Source organism: Vasconcelosia minhoensis LEGE 07310 (assembly GCF_015207255.1).
Lineage (GTDB): Bacteria > Cyanobacteriota > Cyanobacteriia > Phormidesmidales > Phormidesmidaceae > Vasconcelosia > Vasconcelosia minhoensis.
Genome location: NZ_JADEXG010000066.1, coordinates 1 through 20,772 on the forward strand (window position 1 = coordinate 1; position 20,772 = coordinate 20,772).

Genomic DNA, 20,772 nt, shown 5'->3' on the forward strand with positions numbered 1-20,772 from the left:
GACAGCCCCCCGACCCGCCGCCCGATTCATCGGCGACCTAGCAGCTGCCATAGACTCGTAGAGCCATCCTGCCCCTTGCTGAGGAGAAATCGCCATCTACGCCCGCCCCCTTGCCAAGCTGATTGAAGAACTCCAGCGGCTGCCCGGCATTGGCCCCAAAACGGCCCAGCGGCTGGCGCTGCATATTCTCAAGCGGCCCGAAACCGAAGTCCGCGCCTTGGCCCAGGCGCTCACCGACGCCAAGCAGCAGGTGGGCCTGTGCTCGGTCTGCTTTCACCTCTCCGCCGACCCCGTCTGCGATATCTGCCGCGACAACCGCCGCGACAACCGCACCCTCTGCGTCGTCTCCGATTCGCGGGACGTCATTGCCATTGAAAAAACCCGCGAGTTCAAAGGCAAGTACCACGTCCTCGGCGGCCTGATCTCGCCGATGGACGGCATTGGCCCAGAGCAGCTGACGATCGGCCAGCTCGTCCACCGGGTCAACAAAGAGTCGATTGACGAAGTCATTCTTGCCATCAGCCCCAGCATTGAGGGGGATACGACCACCCTCTATATCGGCCAGCTGGTCAAGCCCTTCACCCGCGTCACCCGCATCGCCTTTGGTCTACCCATGGGCGGCGACCTGGAATACGCCGACGAGGTGACCCTGGCCAGAGCGCTAGAAGGTCGGCGCGAACTGGAATAGACCGTTCAAACCACAATGGCATAAACGACCTACTTGGAAACCTGATACACCAGAAACAGCCCGGCAATCAGACCGATGCCCAGGGGCAGCCAGGCGCCAACGAAGGGGCTGAGCACACCCGACTGACCCATTGCATTGGTAATAAAAGTGAGCAGGTAGAAACCAAAAATAATCGCAACGCTGATGCCAAAGCTGGTTGCCCGGCCCGTGCGCTGGGGGCGAATGCCGATGGCCGAGCCGACTAGGCCAAAGACGATGCAGGCAAAGGGAATGGCATACTTTTGCTGAATCCGCACTTTGAGCGTGCGGATTTTGCGCTCATCGCCGGTCTGCTGGAGCGTCTCCAGGTAGCGGCTAGCTTCGGCGATGTTCATCTCGCTGTCGTCTTTGGTCCGCGCGGCCAGGTCGAGCGGCGTTCTGGGCAGCTGTAGCGCCTGCTGGTTGAACTTGACAACCTGGCTGAAGGAGCCGTTCGGAGAAACCGCGTAGATCGTACCGTCTGAAAACCGCCAAAGATTCTGCTTAAAGTCCCAGGTGGCCGAATCGGCGCTGACGATTTGCTCCAGATCGCCCTGGGAAAAATCCAGCACCGTCAGCTCCTGCATTTCTTCACCGTTGAACTTGCGCGCGTAAAACAGCCGGGCAAGCTCTTTACCGGAGCCGTCGCTAGCGGGCTGATATTCCTCGTATTTGATATTGCGCTCCTGAAAAGGCGGTCGTTCGGTATTCAAGGCGCGATCGAGCCGGACCGAAGCGCGATAGTTGGCGGCGGGGGTAATTACCTCGTTGAAGACAAAGCTGAGCCCAGTTACCATCAGGCTCATCACCAGAGCTGGCGCAATAATCCGCCGAACGCTCACCCCGCAGCCGCGCAGCGCCACCAGTTCGCTGTCGCTAGAGAAACGGCTAAAGGTCATCATCGTTGCCAGCAGCGTTGACATTGGGAAGGCCAGAACGACAAACTCAGGCAGCCGCAGGGCAAAAATCTCAACGGCCAGAGAAAGGGCTAGCCCCGATTCAGAAACCCGGCGAATTAGCTCAAACAGGGCTCCGATCGAGACGCCAATCGAGGAAAAGGCGCCAACGCCAAAGAGAAAAGGCAGGGATAGTTCCTGAATGATGTAGCGATCTAGAATCGAGAGCTGCGGCAGCCAGCTGGGCCAGCTGGGACGGGGAGCGGGTGCACTATCGGTCATGGGAGGGGGAGTCGAACGCCTGACGGTAGATTATTTGGAGATTGATAGCGATTCAATCAGCTAGAGTTTGAAGCCTGCACCGAGGTAATGCTGGCGGACGAGGGGATTGCTGTACAGGTCTTCGGCGGTGCCGGAGGCCAGCACCTGACCGTTACTCATAATGTAGGCCCGATCGATAATCTGGAGCGTTTCGCGAACGTTGTGGTCGGTAATCAGAATACCGATTTTGCGATCGCGCAGCTGGGCTACAATTGCCTGAATTTCGGCGACGGCAATCGGGTCTACGCCGGCAAAAGGCTCGTCTAAGAAGAGAAACTGGGGACCATTAGGACCCGCCGCCAGCGATCGGGCCAGCTCGGTGCGGCGGCGCTCACCCCCCGAAACCTGAATCCCCATCGACTCAGCCACCGCCTCTAGCCGAAAATCGCTCAGCAGCGCCTTCAGCCGCTTCTCCTGCTGGTCTCGCGGAATGGCAGACTGCTCCATCACCAGCCGCAGATTGTCGGCAACGCTGAGGTGGCGAAAGATGCTGGCTTCCTGGGCTAGGTAGCCGATGCCCAACTGTGCCCGCTGGTGCATCGGCAGGGGGGTGATATCAACTTCGTTGAGAAAAACTTTGCCCTGGTCGGGTTGCTCTAGCCCCGTTGCCATATAGAAGGTCGTGGTTTTGCCAGCGCCATTGGGACCGAGCAGGCCAACAATTTCACCCTGGGCTACGCTGAGGCTGACGTGGTTAACGACAAGACGCTGACCGTAGCTTTTTTGCACGTTTTCGAGCACCAGCTTCAAAGGCTCCGCCTCATCTGCGTTGGAATTTACAGCTTGTGGCCCAGATTCTATCAAAGAGCGCGTCATGGCACAGATACAGACACAACAAAGCCCAAACACAGCTGCAATGGAGCCGCTGAGGGGTTCTCCATCCTACCGGGTCCCCACCTACCCGATTTCCAACATGGCTAGCTACTCGCCCGGCGCTTCGATCGGTCCTAGTTCAGCGGGCAGATCGGCGGGCGGTGCTGGAATCGGAATCGTCTCTTGGGCCGGGGCAGCCGCGCCGGGCTGGGCTGTCCCAGCAGGAACCACATAGGTCGATTCGACTTGCTGATTGGGCAGGGGTTCAGCCACAAAGCGGCCTTCGTCAATCAGGTAGGTCACAACCTCCGCCTTGATTTGATTGGCTTCCTGCTGAATATTTACGTCACCGGTTAGCACAATTCGCCGCTCGCGGCTATAGTACTGCGCCTGGGCCGAGGTCGCAAAGATGGCCTGGGCCGGGTAGCGAATCCGGACGTTTCCCCGAGCGGTGATAATGCCCGTATTGGCGTTGGCCTCCTGGATGTCGGCCAGCAGCGTAATCGCGTTGCCAGACTGCGCCTGGGCTGCGGTAAAAGCGGTCGGCACCAGGACAGCGGCCGCTACTAGGCCCAGCAGACCCCGGCGCCAGCGGCGAAAAGCAGTTAAATCCATTCTGCGAAGCAGCTCAAGAGTTAGAAAGAATATAGCGTTTCAGGTTCGCACCTGGTCAGAGGCCGTCAGAGGGCTATTCAACGAATTTTCATGAATCTATCCCAGTTGAATCTACCCCGATTGCTTCACCTTAGCTCGATCTATTTCAGATAAAAGCGGTAGCGAACCAATTCTCAGGCTGTCTGAACGGAGATTTGCGGCAGCGGTAGCGGCCCTTCCGAAGTCTCGACTGGCCGGCGCTGCGCGATCGCGCTCGACAGCGCTGTCACATCTGCCGACTCCGACTGTAGCAATGCCAACCAGACCAGGGCCTGATCGACCAGATCGGCCACCGCAACACCTTCATGCTCGGGTTCAAAGCGCCGCAGGCGACTGCTGCCCTCGCCTAGCAAAATCGCCGCGCCGTTGCGATTCTCCCGGCTGAGGTGATAGAACCCTACCGCTATTTGGAGAATGCCCTGATAAAAAGGCTTTTCGAAGGTCTCTGCGTCCATCCAGATGGCTTCGAGGGTATCGTGACAGGCATAGTAATCCCCTTGGTTAAACTGCTCGATCCCTCGCCGAAGGGCAGATGGCAGAGAACCTGGGGTTGGGTTAGAGTCGGACACCATAGCCGGTATAAATAGATGCCAGTAATAGATAGGACAACCCGTGACATTGCTAGCATCGGGTCAACAAAACTTAAGGAAGAGGTGATATCCTCCACTTTGAGTGTGTGTTGTTTGGAGTGTCAAGTATGGTCGTTACCCCCCGAGACGTTCAACAAGCCAGGGTAAGCAGTCAGTTACTAAAAGCGCCACAAAAAGAACCGCTCAACCCGGCTTTGGTCAGCCACAGTTCTCCAAATCCTAGTATTGAGCCAGCCCTGACGCTACCCCGGTCCCCCCTGTTTGGCACTGACGGCATTCGCGGCAGAGCCGGTGACCTGCTGTCGGCCCCGCTGGCGATGCAGGTCGGCTTCTGGGCCGGCCAGCTATGGGCCGAGCAGGGCCAGCAACAAAAGACGGAACCTAAGATGGGGCCGGTGATTGTCGGACAGGATTCGCGCCACTCCAGCGACATGCTGGCGACGGCGCTGGCGGCAGGGCTGACGAGCGCCGGGCTAGAGGTGTGGAATTTAGGGCTTTGCCCCACGGCGGCGGTCGCCTACCTGGCCCAGCACTGCCAAGCCGTCGGTGGGATTATGATCTCAGCTAGTCACAACCCGCCTGCTGACAATGGCATCAAGTTTTTTGGGGCCGATGGGACCAAGCTATCAGCGGCGATTCAGGCTCGAATCGAAGCGGCGCTGCGGCAGGGGAGCGATTGCTTTGGCCGCGCCCGCTGGGGTCACTGCCGTCAGCGGCCTGAGCTGATTCAGCGCTATGTCGAATTTTTGCACCAGCCCTTTCAGCCCCAGTCTGACCTCAGCGGCCTGCGAATTGTTCTAGACCTGGCCTGGGGAGCAGCCAGTAGCGTTGCCGAGCAAATCTTTGCCGCGACTGGGGCCGAGATTGTCGTGATTCACGGCCAGCCGGACGGCGACCGGATCAACGTCGGCTGCGGCTCGACCCATCTGGCGCCGCTGATTGCCGCGGTCAACCAGCATGGAGCTGAAATTGGCTTTGCCTTTGACGGAGACGCCGACCGGGTGATGGCGGTCGATGTCCAGGGCCGGGTGATCGACGGAGACTATATTCTCTACTTTTGGGGCCAGACCCTGAAGCAGGCCGGACGCCTGCCGCAGGATACGATTGTCTCTACGGTGATGGCCAACCTGGGCTTTGAGCGAGCCTGGCAGGGGCTGGGTGGGAGTCTGGTGCGGACGCCGGTGGGCGATCAGCATGTCCATGCCGAGATGGTCAGCCGGGGGGCAATGCTGGGGGGCGAGCAGTCAGGACACATTCTCTGTCACCATTACAGCCTGACAGGCGACGGTATTCTGACAGCATTACACCTGGCCGACTTGATTAAGCGAGCCGGCTGCTCCCTGCCAGAGCTGATGGCCCAGAGCTTTGTCACCTATCCGCAGCGGCTGCAGAATGTGCGCGTAGAAGACCGCGATCGCCGCTGCCGCTGGCAGGACTGCGACCCTCTCCAGCAAGCGATTGCCCAAGCCGAAGCCGCGATGGGTGACCAGGGCCGGGTGCTGGTGCGGGCATCGGGAACAGAGCCGGTGATCCGGGTGATGGTCGAAGCGGCTAGCACTGCGCTGGTCGAGCGCTGGACAGCCACACTGTCAGCCGTGGTCGAGCAGCATTTGGCCGCCTAGCGAGGCCATAGCGCGAATCGGCTCACCTGTAAAGAATTGAAAAGTTCCGCTAAGCATGGTAAATTCGCGGTTCAGGCATTCAGGACAGCGAGAGTCGCGATTCCAGACCTGTAGCAGTGAGCAGTGATTTGAGCAAGGTGTTTTGAATGGTAGCATCTCCCCTGCGGCAAACGGCGCTGCGATCGCTTCAGACCTGTCCCAAAAAGGCTTATCCCAAAAAGGTGATCGCCATTGGCGACAGCGTCATCTACGGCTATGGCGATAGCGAAGGCGGCGGCTGGGTTGAGCGGCTGCGGCGCGGCTGGCTCGATCCCGAGCAGCCCGGCCCGATTTTTTATAACCTGGGCGTCCGCGGCGATGGCGTGCAGCAGGTGGCGCGACGGCTGGAGCAGGAGTTTCGCGATCGCGGTGAGCTGCGCCGCCGCCAGCCCGATGTGATCGTGCTCTCAGTCGGGATGAACGACTCGGCCCGGACCGGGCGGCCAGCCGGACGGGCGGTGACGGATGAGGCGACGTTTGAGCAGCGTCTAAGGGAACTGCTGGCGCAATCACGTCGGCTCTGCCCGGTTTTCTTTGTCGGTATGGTGCCGGTGAACGAGGCCGCCATGCCCTTCGCCGAAGTGCTCTATTTCAGCTGGGCCGACCAAGCTCGATACAATGCCCTAACGCGGGCCGCCTGCGCTGCCCAGGGAATTCCCTACCTCGATATTTTTCAGCAGTGGACGGCCCAAGGCGAAGTCTGGTGCAGCCAGCGACTTTGCCGGGATGGGCTCCATCCAAACGTGCTGGGCTATCAAACCCTACTCCAGACAGTGCAGGACTGGCAGCCGCTGATGCAGGCGATTGAATCATGAGCGGGCTGATCGGGAATCAATAGCGGCTGACCGGTTCGGCCCAGAGCAAGACCCAGAAAACCGCTAGAACGCAGGTAATCAACAGCATCACGAGCCCTCGACTAAATTCTGCCAGCCTATCGCGGCAGTCCATAAACCCCTTCATCCGCTTCTCCGTCGAGCCCTGCAGGCTGCTCCAGCCAGTCTTCGCCAACCCGCACGGTAATGTCAGAATCAATATCGCCGGTTGAGTCGGAGATAATCTGGCCAATCGTCAGGGCAGACATCACCCGATCGGCGCTATCCAGGTCACCCCGCTGGGCAATCACCTGGGTTTGCAACACCGCCTCTGGCCGATCTGGCAAGACGTAGACATGTTCAAATCCCTGATCGCGCAGGTAGTTGGCCATATCTTGACCCGCATAGGGCGCGGCGGTGGCGTTTTGGACGGCAATCCGCAGGCGAGGGGCGCGATCGCTGTCGGCAATCAGCTCCACCGGCGGCGTATGGAAAAACGACTGCATGACTTCGCCGCTTGCCGTTCGGTCGGGAATCCAGAAGCTCGCGATATATTCGTCTGGCGTGCTAAAGCGGCCTGGCAGCATCACCATGTGCAGCTCTGAGGCGTCGAGCTGGAGGCCGAAGCTGGCCAGCGCCAGCATTTCTTCGAGCGTTAGGTTGGTGTCAATATGCGCTTGGAGGACCCGCACAATTTGAGGCAGCTTAGGGATAATTGCTGGACTGGCCATGCGGCTACGCAGCGCCTTGAGCAGAATCTGCTGCCGCTGCACCCGGCCAATATCGCCGTAGGCGTCCTGCCGGAAGCGGGCAAACTGCTCTGCCTGATCGCCATTCAGCGTTTGCAATCCGGGCTCCAGGTCAATTACCAAGCCCTGGGTTTGGTCTTCGTATTGCATTGGCTTGGGTACCATCACTTCGACGCCGCCTACCAGGTCAACAATTTCTCGGAACGCGCCCGTATTCACCCGCATATAGCGATCAATTTCGACCCCGCCCAGGTTATAGCTGACGGCTTGGGCAACTAGCTCAGCCCCGCCTTCATAGTTGGCCTGATTGATTTTATCGACGCCGTAGCCTGGGATAGCAACGCGCGTATCGCGAGGAATTGAGAGCACGTTGGTTTCTTCAGCTGCCGGATCGACCCGCACCAGCAGCAATGTATCGGTGCGGCCGAGCAGACTATCGGGCTCAGCTCCAGCAATATCCCGAGCTTCGTCCAGGCCCATGACCAGAATGTTGACCGGGCGTGACACCTGATAGCGAAAGCCTGACTGCCAAAGCTCGCCCACAGAAACGGGCGGGCTTTCACTGCGGGGCAGCGGCATCGTCAGCAGGGTCACGGCCCCAATCGCGGCGGAGGCGGCCGCCGTCACACCAAAGGCAACCGTCCAAGCTGCTCGCTGTAAAAATCTGCCCCACCGCCGGCGCTGGGGGGCAGGTGCTGGGGCAGGGCCAGTTGGAGACTTTCTGGATGGCTCTGCCACTGCTTCAGCCGCAGGCTCAGTCGCTGATTGCGCCGATTGCTGGGTGGGCTCTACGGGCTCTAAAGGAGCCGGAGATGGCGGTAAAGTCGGTTCGGTGGAGGTGGGTTCTGAAGAATTTGCGGACGGCGGGGCTGAATTGGGCTCTGACGCGGGTGGGGGCGGTTGGGACATGCCTGATGTGAGCTGAGGGAAAACAAAAAGACTCGACAGCCTATGCGGCTTAGACTTTGGTAGAACTAAATCAGCGTGAGACTGACCTGACTGATGCGCCCCGTTGCCTGATGCAAGGTTTACGAACCGATGATTTGTTAATCAATTATTAAGGTAGTATAGCCTGCTGCCCTTTCCCTAACGATAGGATAGTCTGGAATCCTTGACCGCAGGAGAGTTCCCATGGCAAAGTCCCTAATCCCAATTATATTAGCGGGTGGCAAGGGTGAACGATTTTGGCCGGTCAGTCGGCTGCGGCGGCCCAAGCAGTTTCTCTGTCTGGACGGCAGCGATCGCAGTCTGATGCAGTCCACCGCCGACCGGCTGCTGCCCTTAGCCGCCGGCTGGGATGCGCTCTGGGTAATCACGGCCTCCCATCTGGCTGACGGCGTCCGCGAGCAGCTGCCGGAGCTGCCTCAGGAAAATATTCTGGTTGAGCCCCAGGGCCGCGATACCGCTCCCGCCGTAGCCTGGGCAACGCTGGAGGTGGCTAAGCGGCACGGCGAGGACGCGATCTGCTGCTTTTTCCCGGCAGACCACTACATCACAGACGAAGTTCGGTTTCGCCGCACGATTCAGGCGGCGGCAGCACTGGCCGAGCAGCAGGGCGCGATCGCAACTTTAGGCATCACCCCCACCTTTCCCTCTACCGGCTATGGCTACATCGAGCAGGGCCAGACCGCAGGCCGCTACGACGACCTGCCCGCTTACCAGGTCAGCCGCTTTACCGAGAAGCCCGATCATCAGACCGCCGAGCAGTTTTTGGCTCGCGATCGCTACTGCTGGAACAGCGGCATGTTTGTCTTTCCAGCAGGCGTGATGATCCGGGAACTCAAGGCCCACGCCCCCGACCTGATCGCGGCCCTCAAGGACAAAGGCGTCGATGCCTACGCCAGCCTGGAAAAGCTGAGCATTGACTATGCCGTGATGGAAAAAACCGAAAAAGCCTACGTCCTACCTGCCGACTTTGGCTGGGATGACCTGGGCGACTGGAACGCGATCGAACGCCTGATGCAGGGCGAAGCCGCCAACGTAGACCTCTGCCAGCACGTCGGCCTGGAAACCAAAGGCTGCATCGTCTATGCCTCCGACCCGGAAGAAGTCGTCGTTACCATTGGCCTGGAAGACGTGGTGATCGTCCGCGACGGCAAAGCTACTCTGATTGTCCGCAAGGATCGCACTCAGGACATCAAACAGGCCGTCAAGTCACTCGGCTCAGAACAGTACAAGCATTTGCTGTAAAGCTTTGATACTGGCTCCTTTATCGGGACGAATGTGGCACAAGTATTTAGGATGTATTGCTGAACTGGGCTTTGACTATACCTATGAGTCAACTTAAGAGGCAAATCATTGCACTGGGGGGTGGCGGTTTCTCAATGGAAGCCGATAACCCTTTACTAGACCAGTACATCTTGGCGCAATCAACTAGTCAGATACCCAAGGTTTGCTTCATTCCAACTGCTAGTGGTGATAGCGATAGCTACATTCGTCGGTTCTACGATGCTTTTAATCAGCTTAACTGCCGCCCGTCGCATCTCAGCCTTTTTCGTCCACCAGTAGGCGGGCCTGACTCTTTTCTACGAGAAAAAGACATTATTTATGTTGGCGGTGGCTCTACCTTCAATATGCTTGCTATATGGAAAGCCTGGAAACTAGATAGAGTGCTGCGACAGGCATGGGAAAATGGCACTGTACTGTGTGGTCTCAGCGCAGGCTCACTCTGCTGGTTCGAAGAGGGGCTATCTGATTCAGTCGTGCCAGGTCAGTATGCAAAACTCAGAGGACTGGGGTTTCTAAAAGGCAGTCACTGTCCGCACTATGACGGCGAAAGCGAGCGACGTCCGGCCTATCACCAGTATGTCGCCTCTAACGAACTATCCAGCGGCATCGCAGCAGATGATGGCGTTGCCCTACACTACACAGATCTCAGATTGTGTCAAGTCATTAGCTCGCGTCCGGCAGCAAAAGCTTATCGTGTTTCTCTAGAGGATAATAAAGTGTATGAAGAAGTGATTTCTCCACACTATTTGGGAACGAGTACCGAAGAGGTTTGGCGACCAACATTTCTTCGCTTTTTAGAGCGGTAATTCAGTTTATGAGCCTCAATCGGTTTTGGCTTGCACTCATGTCAATCGCGGGTTTATGGATAACTTCCGTTCTTATCACTGGAGTTTGGCTAAACCTGCGAGCATATAATTTCGTACGGCAAGCGCAAAACATGGAAGTAGCCTTAGCAGAAAATCCTGAGGGCGAGATGTTCTATACCAAGAACCTCTCAACGCCTAAAGAGCGCCTCATGCGGCGAGTAAGCTTATGGATGATGATGAAAGTTCCAGATAATGCCATCATTCCCGATGCCAAGATGTCCAGCTATTTGCTGGTACTACAACCCCGAAACGACAAATCAAAATTCTTAGCCCAAGCTGGCTTCACACAAAATAATGTAGATGCTCTTGCAGATGCGCTGCGCCAGCTCGTTGCTACTAATGAGGCGATTGAGAACCGTACCGACGAATATGGTACCTACTATCAAGTTATTGGTAGGCTATCAGGCGTAAATGGCATAAATCTTTCCGTTGTTACTGTTTGGTTGCGTCGAAACACAGACCAGAACTTTCAATTTATTACGCTCATTCCTGTCAAGGAAATTAATTTATGAAGTTAGCGCTATATCAGGAAGTTGCTCTTAACCGATGTTTTCCCGAATATGACCTGCATCGGGGAGATATTACAACCTTAATCGATTACGTGCCTCATCCCGCCGACGGTGAAGAAGGTGCCGTTTTGGAAGTCTTTAATGCCTTGGGAGACACCATACAAGTGGTCACTGTGCCCAGCTCTAGCATTGAAGCTTTACAGCCCACCGATGTACTTTCGATCCGTCGTCTGGCACAAGCGTCTTAAGCGGTTAGAATCCGCGCTTCACCTGCAGATTAAGCAAAAGATGACCGGTTTCCTGGGTTATAGTTCTTTGCCCGAGAGGAGCGGTTCGAAGGCTTGATAGGCGTCGAGATTGCGGAAATGACGGGCATATAGCGGTGTGCCATCTTTGAACTGGTCATAGAGCACCTGCTGCACATCGACTAAGCATTTGAACCGCTGTGTAATCGTTTCACCAGAATCATTTAGATAGCTGCTTTCCTGGTGTTTAGCATATTCAAGCCCCTTGGCCCGGGCCTCTTCTTCTGTACTAGCTTCAACGAGTACCATCTCCTCCTCGTATAGGGATTGGTAGTCGGATGCTGTAGAAGCCGACTCGTAGAGTACGATGGCGATATAAAATTGCTGTGACATAGCTCTTTCCCCAAATCCTCTCGACTACTGTTTTATTTCTTAAACCGGTTGTCATTGAGTAGCTTCCAAGCTCTCTTCCCCTCTTGTGAACGATCGTTGCCAATGTTTTCCAAGGATACCTGAAGGTATTGGGCAGGAAACATCCGACGGATCGATGCTTTACAACAGCGGCTGATGAAGCTACTGGCTAGCTCGCTTGAATTCTCTTGAGTTTTACAGCTGATTCCTTCCTGACGTGCTTCACTCATCGTGTTTGAGCTCTAGTGCTGCTAATTCCTGATCTACTTCTGAGCCTGGTCGCGGAAGCGGAAGCGCATCATCAGGGGCAGGTGGTCTGAGGCCTGCTGGGCGGTGCTGACGACCTGGGCGTCTATTTTTTCCAAGGTTTTGGGCGTGTAGAAGATGTAGTCGAGCTTGTATTGGGGCTGGTCGGAGGGGAAGGTGGCGCTGTCTGCTCCCCACTGGTCAATCGGGACGGCGGGGGTGAAGTCCGGTGACTGGGCGATAAGCTGAATGGAAGCGCGGCCCTCTTCCGGTCGATTCACGGCGCTGTTGAAGTCGCCCATGAGCAGCACCGGATAGTCCCGAGCGTAGCCCTCGGCCAGGTCTCTGACCACCTGAGTTTGGCTGAGTCGGGTGGGCGCATCGAAGGCTTCCAGGTGGACATTGATGATGATAATTTGCCGACCGTCGAGTTCGACCAGCGCCACTTGGGCCAGCCGGTCGAGGTAAAAGGCGTTGTAGTAGGCGGGCTTGCTTTCTACCTTTTCGAGCACGATACGGCTGGTCTTCTGGATCGGGTAGCGGCTGAGGATGGCTTGACCCGAGAGAACTTTGCCAAACTGGGCAGTCGGCGGCCAGTAGGGGAAGGGAACATAGTTTTTATCCCAGTTGACCGCGATCGCGCCTTGTCCCAGTCCCAATCCCTGCGCCATCGCCCGAGCCTGGTCGAGCTGAAAAGAACGCTTCGACCCAAAATCAATTTCTTGGAAGCTGATAATATCGGGAGCGATTTCTTGAAGTGCCCGCAGCGCGGTTTGCTGATTGGCTTCGAATCGGGGGCGCGATCGCACCAGCGGCTGATTATTCGTTAACCCAGACAAATAGCCAATATTGTAGGTAACGACGGTGAATATTTCCCGTAGCGCGGGTTCGCTCTGGCGGTAGGTGACGATTTCAGCATAGCGCTGGGGCGGAAAGCTGCTGGCGCTGCCCCAGCGGTAGAAGGCTAAGATTGCCACACTGGATATGCCTACCAGGCCCAGGAGCAAGAGGAGGAGTTTGAATAGAAATTTCATAACAGGGTTGTGCTGCGATCGCGGTTCACGCCCAGCAGGGTTTGGCAAGATTGACCCGGTTGGGTAATCTGTGTTTGCCTGCCGGTATCTATTTCGCCTATTCCCTATTGTCCAACGGAGTCCGTCCCTGAATGTCCCCCAAGCAAATCATTTTCTTTGGCCTGCTGGTTTTCATCCCGATTTCGCTCGCCGCCCATTTCTTAGGCTGGAGCGATTTGATTGTGTTTGTCACTGCGGCGATCGCGATCGTGCCGCTGGCGGGCTGGATGGGCACGGCGACTGAAGAAATTGCCGTTGTGCTGGGACCCTCCTGGGGCGGGCTGATGAACGCCACTTTTGGCAACGCAACCGAGCTAATTATTGCGCTGATTGCGCTCAATCAGGGATTAGTGAACGTAGTGAAGTCCAGCATTACCGGCTCCATTATCGGCAATCTGCTGCTGGTAATGGGGCTTTCGATGCTGCTGGGCGGGCTCAAATTCAAGGAGCAAACCTTTCAGCCGGTGCTGGCGCGAATCAATGCTTCCTCCATGAATCTGGCCGTAATTGCGATCCTGCTGCCGACCGCGGTGGACTTTACCTCCACCGGCATCGATGAACCGATTTTGCAGCGGCTGTCGATCGCGGTTGCAGTGGTGCTGATGCTGGTCTACGGCCTGACCCTACTGTTTTCGATGAAAACCCACGCCTATCTCTACGATGTTGGCATGGCCGAGCAGGAACCCGAAGAAACCGATATTCCTGACCTCGAGGCTGACAAAGACTCAGCTGAGACCGAAGCGCATAGGCCCAACCTGAAGCTGTGGTCCGCCGTCCTGCTAGGAGCGACGCTGCTGGTCGCCGCCGAGTCCGAGTTTTTAGTCGGAACGCTGGAGGTGGCCAGCAAGCAGCTGGGACTGACGGAGCTATTTACCGGCGTAATTATTCTGCCGGTGATCGGCAACGCAGCAGAGCACGCCACCGCCGTCACCGTGGCGCTGAAAAACAAAATGGATTTATCGCTGAGCGTCGCCGTCGGCTCCAGTCTGCAAATCGCCCTCTTCGTCGGGCCGCTGCTGGTGATCGCTGGAGCCCTGATGGGCCAGCCGATGGACCTGGACTTCAACAATTTTGAGCTGCTCTCGGTCGCCGTTGCGGTATTGGTGGCCAACTCAATCAGCAACGATGGCAAATCCAACTGGCTGGAGGGCACGCTGCTGCTGGCCACCTATGCAATCATCTGCCTGTCGTTTTACTTTCACCCCGTCATCGAAGGCTTCGGCTAAGCCATGCCTGGAATGGCGCTAGTAGGTGGCTTGGAGGCGGCTCAGCAGATACTCGCCCGAGGTGATTGGGCGATAGCGGGGCGGATTGTCAGCGCTATGGCAGGTGGGGAAGCAGACAATCTCAGCCTTGGGGTCGGGCTGACAGAAGAAGGCCATGGAATAGCGATCGCGCCTCGCCTTTTCCCCCGAGGGCAGCGCTACCCGATGCCGGGTCGAGCGAAACACGTCATTACTCCAGCGCTGGGTCAGGTCGCCGGTATTGATCAGCACGGCGTCGGCAATCGCCGGGGCCGCCTTCCAGTCGCCGCTGGCCGTCTGCACCTCTAGCCCGCCCACGTCGTCCTGAAATAGCAGCGTCAGCGTGCCGTAGTCAGAATGCGCCCCGGCCCGAATTTGGCCTGGTTTGGGCGCTGTCGTCAGGGGCGGATAGTGCAGCAGCCGCAGGGTAAAGCCCTGGCTCTGATGATGGTCGTCGATGTAGGACTCAGGCATTTGTAGCGCGATCGCAAAGGCTCGAAAGACGCGGCTAGCGGCTGTGCCACAGGTGTCAAAAAACTGAGTCATCGTTTGACGAAACGGCTCCTGCCCGGCGGGCCACTGGTTCTGGGTCAGCGGCCCGGTAGAATCAGCAGCTTCTTTGCCCAGGTTAAAGGCTTCCTTCAGGTCGCCCGGCTGAGCCTCGTCCAGCCGTTCGCGCTCCAGGCCCACATAGCCGCGATTGCTAAACTCGCTAGACCAGGCTACGGCCTGCTTTTCTGCCAACGGGAGGTCAAAAAACTGGCGCGATCGCGCAAACGCCTGACCGATTTGAGCCTGGGGAATGCCGTGATTCTTGAGATAGAGAAACCCAACTCGATGACAGGCTTGAAAAATTTGCTCAGCCACGCGCTGACGATCGGCAGCATCGCCTGAAAAAGGCGCAAAATCGACGATGGGAATCTCAGTCTGAGTATGAACAGGCATCGTTCTTTATTTACCTCGGAGGAGACATGCCAGCAGGTCGGGCCTGATTTACCTTAATCAATGACTGACATATTATAGGAGAGCCCCATGGCGACTGATAAAAATACCCCTAAAACGCAGGAAGCGGCTCAGGTTTCTGAGGCAATGAATAACGAAGAGGACGACCTTCAGCCCACCCAAACTAACTTTAACCAGGAATACGAAACCGCTCAGCAAAATGAAACCGGCGCGGGCAATCAGTCTAGCGATCCTAACCCGGTGAACCGCGAGCCCGCCGAAGCCGGCGTTGCCGATGCCAAGCAAGCCGGGAATACGCCAGCCGACTCGGGTAAATCAGGCAGCAGTTCGGCAAATAGCGACGACACCCCGCACTCGCCGCCGGGTGGCGAAAGCAATCCCGCCGAATATCTGGACATGGCTAAGGAGACGACTGACTCGTAGTCAGCCTGCCCCCAGTCCAAACCTTAAGCCCAAACCTAAAAACGGACCTGTTACCAACGGCTTCACAGCAGCCAGGAACAGGTCCGTTTTGACTGGCGGTCGAATTATTCGACCTGCTCCATGTTGAAAATGAACGGCACGCTGCCGCCCGATTCGCCCATCACCAGGACTCGGGGCATCTGAGCGCCGCCCTCGCGCCAGGCCGCGATCGCTTCTTTTTGCAGCACCAGGCTGCCGCCCTGTGCCTTCAGCGTTTCCGCCAGCAGCCGCTGGGCCTCGGCCCGGCCCTTCGCCCGGTTGATGTCGGCCTGGGCTTCCTGCTCGGCCTCCTGGGCCACGTAGACCGCTCGCCGCGCCCGCTGCTCGGCAATTTGCTTTTCCTCTACCGCCCGGGCAAACTCCGGCGAAAAGGTAAGGTCGATGACGCTGGTATCGAGCACGTCGATGCCGTATTTGTCGAGTCGGCTGCTGAGGGCAATGTCAAAATCCTCTTTCAGCAGAGAGCGCTGGGTAATCGCCTGCTCTACGGTGCGCAGCGCCGCCGCAATCTTGAACGACTCCTGGGTCTGCGGCGCGATGATCTTCGACACGATATTGGCCAAGGTGCCCTGCGTCCGCCGGATTTCGACCACCCGGTCCGGTCGCAGGCGGAAGTTAATCGCAAACCGGGCCTTGAGATCCTGCAAGTCTTTGGTGGAACTCTCGGCGGGGACTTCAAACTTCTGCACCGTAATGTCGTAGATATCGACATAGGAGATGAAGGGCGGCTTAACGTGAATGCCCTCTAGCAATACCCCATCCTGGGCCGAGCCCAGAATACTCAAAACGCCCCCCTGGCCGGGGTTGATAATCACAAAACTGCTGGCGAGTATGAGCCCGACAACGGTGGCGATGACCGCGATCGCCACTGGCTGAACACTTCCTTTCTGTACGCTCAAACTAACTGTCCTCTTAAAACTGAACGATTGAAAAACCAAAATTAATCTTCCGGCAGCCCTAGCAGCTTACCTTGGCCAGCCACGACTTCCCCAATCGGGTAGGCCGCCATACCCACTGCCTCAAAATGCGCTATGGCGGCTTCGGCCTGACTCGACGGCACCAGCAGCGCCATCCCAATCCCCATATTAAAAGTATTCAACATACTCCGCAGGCTGACTCCCCCGGCTTTCTGGATCCAGTCAAAGATAGGCAAGCTAGGCCAGCTCCCAAACTCAACCTGAATCGCCTGTCCCGGACCCAGACAGCGCGGCAGGTTTTCGGGTAGGCCGCCGCCGGTAATATGCGCCATGCCGTGAATTTCCAGATCCGACCGGAGCGCTGCTAGCACCGGTGCCACATAAATTTGGGTCGGCGTGAGCAGCGCTTCCCCCAGGGTTTGTCCCCGCAGCAGGGCAGGCGCTTCGGCCCAGTCATAGCCAGGCTGCACGCGGTCAGGACGAGGCGCTTCGGCGATAATTTTACGCACCAGGCTGTAGCCATTACTGTGCACTCCCTGGCTGGCCAGACCAATAACCGCATCGCCAATCTGGACGTGGGAGCCATCGAGCCGCTGCTGCTTTTCGACAATGCCGACACAAAAGCCGGCCAGATCGTATTCACCCAGTGGGTAAAAACCTGGCATCTCAGCCGTTTCACCCCCCAGCAGGGCACAGCCCGCCTGGGTGCAGCCGGAAGCAATCCCGGCAACCACCTGGGCCAGCTGGTCAGGCTGGAGCTGTCCCGTAGCCAGATAGTCTAGGAAAAAAAGCGGCTCTGCCCCCAGCGACAGCACGTCATTGACGCACATCGCCACCAGGTCAATCCCCACCGTGTCGTGGCGGTTCAGCGCCTGGGCCAGCTTCAGCTTGGTGCCCACCCCGTCGGTGCCCGAAACCAGTACCGGCTCCAGATAGCCCCTGGGCAGCTCAAAACAGCCGCCAAAACCCCCCAGTCCGCCGAGGACCTCGGGCCGCCGCGTTTGGTCAACCAGGGCTTGGATCTGGCCCACAAAATTGCGACCGGCTTCAACATCCACCCCAGCTTGTCGATAGTCCATAGCGGTTTCCCATCTCTTAATAGATATATAGACAAGATATATAGCCAAATATATAGAACTTGCTTATAAGGCAATATTATCCGCGTTATCGATCAGAGATTGATGGATTAACTATCGCCTCACAACGTCCGTATTAATGACCATATTTAGGATAGATTTGGGGACATTTTTACTCAACGGAATATTCATTTTTTTGAATAGTCTGCTCAAAAGTATTCGCCTAATCGCATAGAAATAGGCCGCCGATCGATTAGTTATTCGGAACTAAGCGACTGAGTTATATAACCATTCAAAAACGATCTTTCATTTTTTTACGTTTATACAAAAATGCTCAAGCCCTTGAAGCTGAATATTTTGATGTGATTTTTATCACGTTGAGGCGGTTGCCGAGGCGGGGCCTTTCCGCAAGGTCCCCAGGATTTCTGCGGCGAAAGCTTCATGTTAAGTTAGCTTTCGTCTGCAAATTTTTGTTGTCAGTGAAGTGTGAGGTCAACTCGGTGATGAAAAGACAGGGTCAACGTCGGGGATCAGTTTCGGTCCGGTTGGCGCTGTCGCGATGTCGTCGCCGGTTGCATTAGTTTCTTGAGTGGAGTTATGAAACAGCAAGTCATTGGTAGTTTGACAGCCGCCCTGTTAATGTCTGTGGTGAGCGCGCCCCTCTCGGGCAGTACCCAGCAGGTTAATGGAGCCAAGTCTCCCGAAGTCGATGCTAGAGGCTCCGATGCCCCAGCCCCCGAATCCGACCTCGAATCAGATCAGCCCCTTACCCCGGTGGCTTTCGACGTTCCAGCCCAGCCTGCCGCTGATATTCTAACCCCAGCGCCGGAGTCCAATCTGATGGTTCTGCCCCATCCGCTGGACGATCGACAGGCTGCAACCCTTTACCTTCAGGACATTCCCATCCTGACCCTAACCGGCACAGAGCTGAACACGCTGGGTCGTGAGTTTAACACCGCCATTCATCTCGCTTTCGCGGCCGCTGACGCTGCATCCACGCCGGAGAGCCTGAATACCCACAATGCCGAAGCGATTGACGCCGATCTGGAAGCCGATCCCGCGCTGCGGGCTACCAGCATCGGCTCTCGGCTGAACCAGCTGACCTCGGCCGAGGACTTCGACGCCACTCAAATTGGCGTTCGCTGGAATGGTGACACCGAGCAGTACATCGTGACTGTAGCCGAAGCAGACCTGATTGCGCTCAATCAGCAAACGATTTTACCGGATACGACCGGCGACCCGGCTGAAGATGCCCTACAGGTTGCCAACCGGCTGCGCCGACTGCTTGGCGATGCCGAGCCGATTAGCGAAATTGAGGGCCGCCCCCAGCCGGAACCCGCCCCGCAGACCGTCGCGATTCGGTCGTCTACGACCGGCATTGCCTCCTGGTACGGGCCGGGCTTTCACGGGCGGCGCAGCGCCAGCGGCGAAGTGTTCAACCAAAATGCGATGACGGCGGCCCACCGGACATTGCCCTTCGGTACCCGCGTGCGCGTGACCAACCTGAATAACAATCGCCAGGTGATTGTGCGGGTGAACGATCGCGGCCCCTACAGCGGCAGGCGGGTGATTGACCTGTCCGCCGCCGCGGCGCGGGCAATTGGCCTAACCAGCTCAGGCGTCGGCCCGGTGCAGCTAGAAGTGCTAGCGGACTAAGCGCAAAAATCCAACCCGAATCCAGGCAGGATTTGAGGCCCTCTGCTCAGCCAATACGCTAGGGTATATCTGGGCTGACCTTTTGCTTCTCCTGGAGATTCTCTGTGCGCCTGCTGCATACCGCTGAGGGATTACGCTGCTGCCTAGCTCAGGGTGGAACCGGGAGCGTGGGGCTGGTGCCAACTATGGGCGCGCTCCACGCCGGGCATCTCAGCCTGATTGACCGGGCGCGGCGAGAAACCGACCGGGTGGTCGTGAGCATTTTCGTCAATCCGCTGCAGTTTGGCCCGGGAGAAGACCTCGACCGCTATCCCCAGACCCTAGAGCAGGATTGCGATCGCTGCAACGCTGCCGGGGCCGATATTGTCTTCGCGCCGACGCCGCGATCGCTCTACGGCACCCCTCACCCTGCCGCAGCCGACCTGACCCAGGTCACGCCCCCAGCCGCAATGATTGCTGGACTTTGTGGGCAGTCCCGACCCGGCCATTTTCAAGGCGTCGCCACCGTGGTCACCAAGCTGCTCAATCTGGTGCAGCCCAGCCGAGCCTATTTTGGCCGAAAAGACGCCCAGCAGCTCGCTATTCTCAAGCGACTGGTACAGGACCTGAATCTGCCTGTTCAAATTGTCGACTGCCCAATCGTCCGCGAGGCCGATGGGCTGGCCCTGAGCTCGCGCAACCGGTATCTCGGTCCGGCCGAGCGAGCCCAGGCGACAATTCTGTACCAGAGCCTGAGCGCGGCTGAGACCGCTTTCCAAGCCGGCGTCCGCCTGAGCAGCGAACTGGTTGCTATTGTGAAGTCTGGCCTGGCAACGACCCCGGCAGCGCAGCCTGAGTATGTGGCGCTGGTGCATCCTGACAGCCTGGAACCGTTAGAGGAAATTAGAACAATGGGGCTCTTAGCGATCGCGGCTCGGGTTGGGACGACTCGCCTGATTGACAATATCTGCCTGCGATCGCGCGCGCCGATTATTGCCATCGACGGCCCCGCCGGGGCGGGTAAGTCCACCGTAGCCCGGCTTGTAGCCCACCAACTGGGGCTGCTTTACCTAGATACGGGCGCGATGTATCGCGCCCTGACCTGGTACGTGCTGGAGCAAGGAACCGATCCCCAGGATCCCGTCGCGGTTGCCGAGCTGCTGCCCCACTGCCAGATTCGGCTGACGGCGCAGGTGGTGCAGGACGATCAGCCCCAGCCGTCGGAGGTCTGGGTCAACGACCGGCCGGTAACTCAGGCGATTCGCAGCGCTGAGGTAACGGCGCAGGTCTCAACCGTGGCGGCCCAGGCCGCAGTGCGACAGCGGCTGGTGCAGCAGCAGCAGCAGTACGGCCAGCAGGGCGGCGTTGTCGCCGACGGCCGCGATATCGGCACGCAGGTCTTTCCCCAGGCCGAGCTGAAAATATTTCTCACCGCTTCGGTGGCAGAGCGAGCCCAGCGCCGCCAGCGCGATTTGCAGGCGCTAGAGCAGCCCGTGCCCGAGCTAGAAGTACTGGCCGAGACGATTCGGGAGCGCGATCGCAAGGACAGCACCCGCGCCATTTCCCCACTGCGCCAGGCCAAAGATGCGATTGAAGTCTCGACGGATGCCCTCACCATTGAGCAGGTCGTCGATCAGATCACGGCCCTGTATCGGCAGACGGTTGCTAACCGTGGCGGCCCAAGCTAAATTCCT

21 protein-coding genes are annotated in these 20,772 nt (G+C 57.7%); 11 read left to right on the forward strand and 10 right to left on the reverse strand.

Annotation, left to right across the window (positions count from 1 at the left end; all coding sequences use genetic code 11):
- The first annotated feature begins 94 nt into the window (after positions 1–94).
- The gene (gene recR / locus IQ241_RS20920) at positions 95–688 is read left to right on the forward strand and encodes a recombination mediator RecR (protein WP_193911027.1); all 594 of its coding nucleotides are present in this window, start codon (positions 95–97) and stop codon (positions 686–688) included.
- A gap of 29 nt (positions 689–717) precedes the next feature.
- Here the strand turns inward: recR and IQ241_RS20925 are convergent, their stop codons facing one another.
- The 4 genes from IQ241_RS20925 to IQ241_RS20940 all read right to left on the reverse strand — a co-directional run bounded on the left by IQ241_RS20925 (position 718) and on the right by IQ241_RS20940 (position 3,962).
- Positions 718–1,884, reverse strand: coding sequence for an LptF/LptG family permease (locus IQ241_RS20925; RefSeq protein ID WP_193910969.1), 1,167 nt, complete (start codon positions 1,882–1,884; stop codon positions 718–720).
- A gap of 60 nt (positions 1,885–1,944) precedes the next feature.
- Entirely contained in the window at positions 1,945–2,673 is a 729-nt protein-coding gene (lptB, locus tag IQ241_RS20930) for an LPS export ABC transporter ATP-binding protein (RefSeq protein ID WP_193910971.1), read from the reverse strand.
- 171 nt (positions 2,674–2,844) lie between these two features.
- Positions 2,845–3,351 (reverse strand): LptA/OstA family protein, encoded by a 507-nt coding sequence (locus IQ241_RS20935; protein ID WP_193910973.1) that lies wholly within the window; start codon positions 3,349–3,351, stop codon positions 2,845–2,847.
- A 173-nt stretch (positions 3,352–3,524) separates the two neighbouring features.
- Positions 3,525–3,962 carry a DUF309 domain-containing protein gene (locus tag IQ241_RS20940; RefSeq protein WP_193910975.1) on the reverse strand — a complete coding sequence of 146 codons (438 nt, stop codon included), beginning with the start codon at positions 3,960–3,962 and terminating at the stop codon, positions 3,525–3,527.
- Between the two features lie 125 nt (positions 3,963–4,087).
- Between IQ241_RS20940 and glmM the strand changes: the two genes are divergently transcribed.
- Together glmM and IQ241_RS20950 are read left to right on the forward strand one after the other, a co-directional pair.
- Positions 4,088–5,602, forward strand: coding sequence for a phosphoglucosamine mutase (gene glmM, locus IQ241_RS20945; RefSeq protein ID WP_193910977.1), 1,515 nt, complete (start codon positions 4,088–4,090; stop codon positions 5,600–5,602).
- 146 nt (positions 5,603–5,748) lie between these two features.
- Positions 5,749–6,456 carry a GDSL-type esterase/lipase family protein gene (locus IQ241_RS20950; RefSeq protein ID WP_193910979.1) on the forward strand — a complete coding sequence of 236 codons (708 nt, stop codon included), beginning with the start codon at positions 5,749–5,751 and terminating at the stop codon, positions 6,454–6,456.
- Between the two features lie 116 nt (positions 6,457–6,572).
- Here IQ241_RS20950 and IQ241_RS20955 read toward each other — a convergent pair whose 3' ends face one another.
- Positions 6,573–8,111 (reverse strand): LCP family protein, encoded by a 1,539-nt coding sequence (locus IQ241_RS20955; RefSeq protein WP_193910980.1) that lies wholly within the window; start codon positions 8,109–8,111, stop codon positions 6,573–6,575.
- 222 nt (positions 8,112–8,333) lie between these two features.
- On the opposite strand from IQ241_RS20955, the gene IQ241_RS20960 reads away from it, so the two are divergent.
- The 4 genes from IQ241_RS20960 (at position 8,334) to IQ241_RS20975 (ending at position 11,054) form a co-directional block, all read left to right on the forward strand.
- Complete coding sequence (locus IQ241_RS20960) at positions 8,334–9,392, forward strand: mannose-1-phosphate guanylyltransferase (protein ID WP_193910982.1); 1,059 nt, start codon at positions 8,334–8,336, stop codon at positions 9,390–9,392.
- Between the two features lie 83 nt (positions 9,393–9,475).
- Positions 9,476–10,237, forward strand: coding sequence for a Type 1 glutamine amidotransferase-like domain-containing protein (locus IQ241_RS20965; RefSeq protein WP_193910984.1), 762 nt, complete (start codon positions 9,476–9,478; stop codon positions 10,235–10,237).
- A gap of 236 nt (positions 10,238–10,473) precedes the next feature.
- Positions 10,474–10,809, forward strand: a complete 336-nt coding sequence (locus IQ241_RS20970) for a DUF6883 domain-containing protein (protein ID WP_193911029.1) — start codon at positions 10,474–10,476, stop codon at positions 10,807–10,809.
- On the forward strand, positions 10,806–11,054 hold the full coding sequence (locus IQ241_RS20975; protein WP_193910986.1) for a DUF4926 domain-containing protein: 249 nt from the start codon (positions 10,806–10,808) through the stop codon (positions 11,052–11,054). The genes IQ241_RS20970 and IQ241_RS20975 overlap by 4 nt, the downstream gene beginning before the upstream one ends.
- Positions 11,055–11,111: 57 nt before the next feature.
- Here IQ241_RS20975 and IQ241_RS20980 read toward each other — a convergent pair whose 3' ends face one another.
- Both IQ241_RS20980 and IQ241_RS20985 read right to left on the reverse strand, forming a co-directional pair.
- Complete coding sequence (locus tag IQ241_RS20980) at positions 11,112–11,444, reverse strand: DUF4288 domain-containing protein (protein ID WP_193910988.1); 333 nt, start codon at positions 11,442–11,444, stop codon at positions 11,112–11,114.
- 281 nt (positions 11,445–11,725) lie between these two features.
- A complete protein-coding gene (locus IQ241_RS20985) occupies positions 11,726–12,685 on the reverse strand; it encodes an endonuclease/exonuclease/phosphatase family protein (protein WP_322743731.1) in 960 nt (319 codons plus the stop codon).
- A gap of 188 nt (positions 12,686–12,873) precedes the next feature.
- Here IQ241_RS20985 and cax point away from each other — a divergent pair, with 188 nt between their 5' ends.
- Positions 12,874–14,007 carry a calcium/proton exchanger gene (gene cax, locus IQ241_RS20990; RefSeq protein WP_193910992.1) on the forward strand — a complete coding sequence of 378 codons (1,134 nt, stop codon included), beginning with the start codon at positions 12,874–12,876 and terminating at the stop codon, positions 14,005–14,007.
- An 18-nt stretch (positions 14,008–14,025) separates the two neighbouring features.
- Here cax and IQ241_RS20995 read toward each other — a convergent pair whose 3' ends face one another.
- Entirely contained in the window at positions 14,026–14,970 is a 945-nt protein-coding gene (locus tag IQ241_RS20995; RefSeq protein WP_193910994.1) for an isopenicillin N synthase family dioxygenase, read from the reverse strand.
- An 87-nt stretch (positions 14,971–15,057) separates the two neighbouring features.
- On the opposite strand from IQ241_RS20995, the gene IQ241_RS21000 reads away from it, so the two are divergent.
- Positions 15,058–15,411 carry a hypothetical protein gene (locus IQ241_RS21000; RefSeq protein ID WP_193910996.1) on the forward strand — a complete coding sequence of 118 codons (354 nt, stop codon included), beginning with the start codon at positions 15,058–15,060 and terminating at the stop codon, positions 15,409–15,411.
- 104 nt (positions 15,412–15,515) lie between these two features.
- Here IQ241_RS21000 and IQ241_RS21005 read toward each other — a convergent pair whose 3' ends face one another.
- Together IQ241_RS21005 and purM are read right to left on the reverse strand one after the other, a co-directional pair.
- Positions 15,516–16,319, reverse strand: coding sequence for a prohibitin family protein (locus IQ241_RS21005; protein ID WP_390622480.1), 804 nt, complete (start codon positions 16,317–16,319; stop codon positions 15,516–15,518).
- Positions 16,320–16,390: 71 nt separating this feature from the next.
- A complete protein-coding gene (gene purM, locus IQ241_RS21010; RefSeq protein WP_193911000.1) occupies positions 16,391–17,446 on the reverse strand; it encodes a phosphoribosylformylglycinamidine cyclo-ligase in 1,056 nt (351 codons plus the stop codon).
- Positions 17,447–18,040: 594 nt separating this feature from the next.
- Between purM and IQ241_RS21015 the strand changes: the two genes are divergently transcribed.
- A complete protein-coding gene (locus tag IQ241_RS21015) occupies positions 18,041–19,099 on the forward strand; it encodes a septal ring lytic transglycosylase RlpA family protein (RefSeq protein WP_193911002.1) in 1,059 nt (352 codons plus the stop codon).
- Positions 19,100–19,203: 104 nt separating this feature from the next.
- Positions 19,204–20,766, forward strand: a complete 1,563-nt coding sequence (locus tag IQ241_RS21020) for a bifunctional pantoate--beta-alanine ligase/(d)CMP kinase (RefSeq protein ID WP_193911005.1) — start codon at positions 19,204–19,206, stop codon at positions 20,764–20,766.
- Positions 20,767–20,772: the final 6 nt, after the last annotated feature.

What these genes read in the sequence shown, in the direction of transcription:
- IQ241_RS20925 (WP_193910969.1), bottom strand. Translation starts at nt 1,884, where the DNA reads ATGACCGATAGTGCACCCGCTCCCCGTCCCAGCTGGCCCAGCTGGCTG.
- IQ241_RS20935 (WP_193910973.1), bottom strand. Translation starts at nt 3,351, where the DNA reads ATGGATTTAACTGCTTTTCGCCGCTGGCGCCGGGGTCTGCTGGGCCTA.
- IQ241_RS20940 (WP_193910975.1), bottom strand. Translation starts at nt 3,962, where the DNA reads ATGGTGTCCGACTCTAACCCAACCCCAGGTTCTCTGCCATCTGCCCTT.
- glmM (WP_193910977.1), top strand. Translation starts at nt 4,088, where the DNA reads ATGGTCGTTACCCCCCGAGACGTTCAACAAGCCAGGGTAAGCAGTCAG.
- IQ241_RS20950 (WP_193910979.1), top strand. Translation starts at nt 5,749, where the DNA reads ATGGTAGCATCTCCCCTGCGGCAAACGGCGCTGCGATCGCTTCAGACC.
- IQ241_RS20955 (WP_193910980.1), bottom strand. Translation starts at nt 8,111, where the DNA reads ATGTCCCAACCGCCCCCACCCGCGTCAGAGCCCAATTCAGCCCCGCCG.
- IQ241_RS20960 (WP_193910982.1), top strand. Translation starts at nt 8,334, where the DNA reads ATGGCAAAGTCCCTAATCCCAATTATATTAGCGGGTGGCAAGGGTGAA.
- IQ241_RS20965 (WP_193910984.1), top strand. Translation starts at nt 9,476, where the DNA reads ATGAGTCAACTTAAGAGGCAAATCATTGCACTGGGGGGTGGCGGTTTC.
- IQ241_RS20970 (WP_193911029.1), top strand. Translation starts at nt 10,474, where the DNA reads ATGAAAGTTCCAGATAATGCCATCATTCCCGATGCCAAGATGTCCAGC.
- IQ241_RS20975 (WP_193910986.1), top strand. Translation starts at nt 10,806, where the DNA reads ATGAAGTTAGCGCTATATCAGGAAGTTGCTCTTAACCGATGTTTTCCC.
- IQ241_RS20980 (WP_193910988.1), bottom strand. Translation starts at nt 11,444, where the DNA reads ATGTCACAGCAATTTTATATCGCCATCGTACTCTACGAGTCGGCTTCT.
- cax (WP_193910992.1), top strand. Translation starts at nt 12,874, where the DNA reads ATGTCCCCCAAGCAAATCATTTTCTTTGGCCTGCTGGTTTTCATCCCG.
- IQ241_RS20995 (WP_193910994.1), bottom strand. Translation starts at nt 14,970, where the DNA reads ATGCCTGTTCATACTCAGACTGAGATTCCCATCGTCGATTTTGCGCCT.
- IQ241_RS21000 (WP_193910996.1), top strand. Translation starts at nt 15,058, where the DNA reads ATGGCGACTGATAAAAATACCCCTAAAACGCAGGAAGCGGCTCAGGTT.
- purM (WP_193911000.1), bottom strand. Translation starts at nt 17,446, where the DNA reads ATGGACTATCGACAAGCTGGGGTGGATGTTGAAGCCGGTCGCAATTTT.
- IQ241_RS21015 (WP_193911002.1), top strand. Translation starts at nt 18,041, where the DNA reads ATGAAACAGCAAGTCATTGGTAGTTTGACAGCCGCCCTGTTAATGTCT.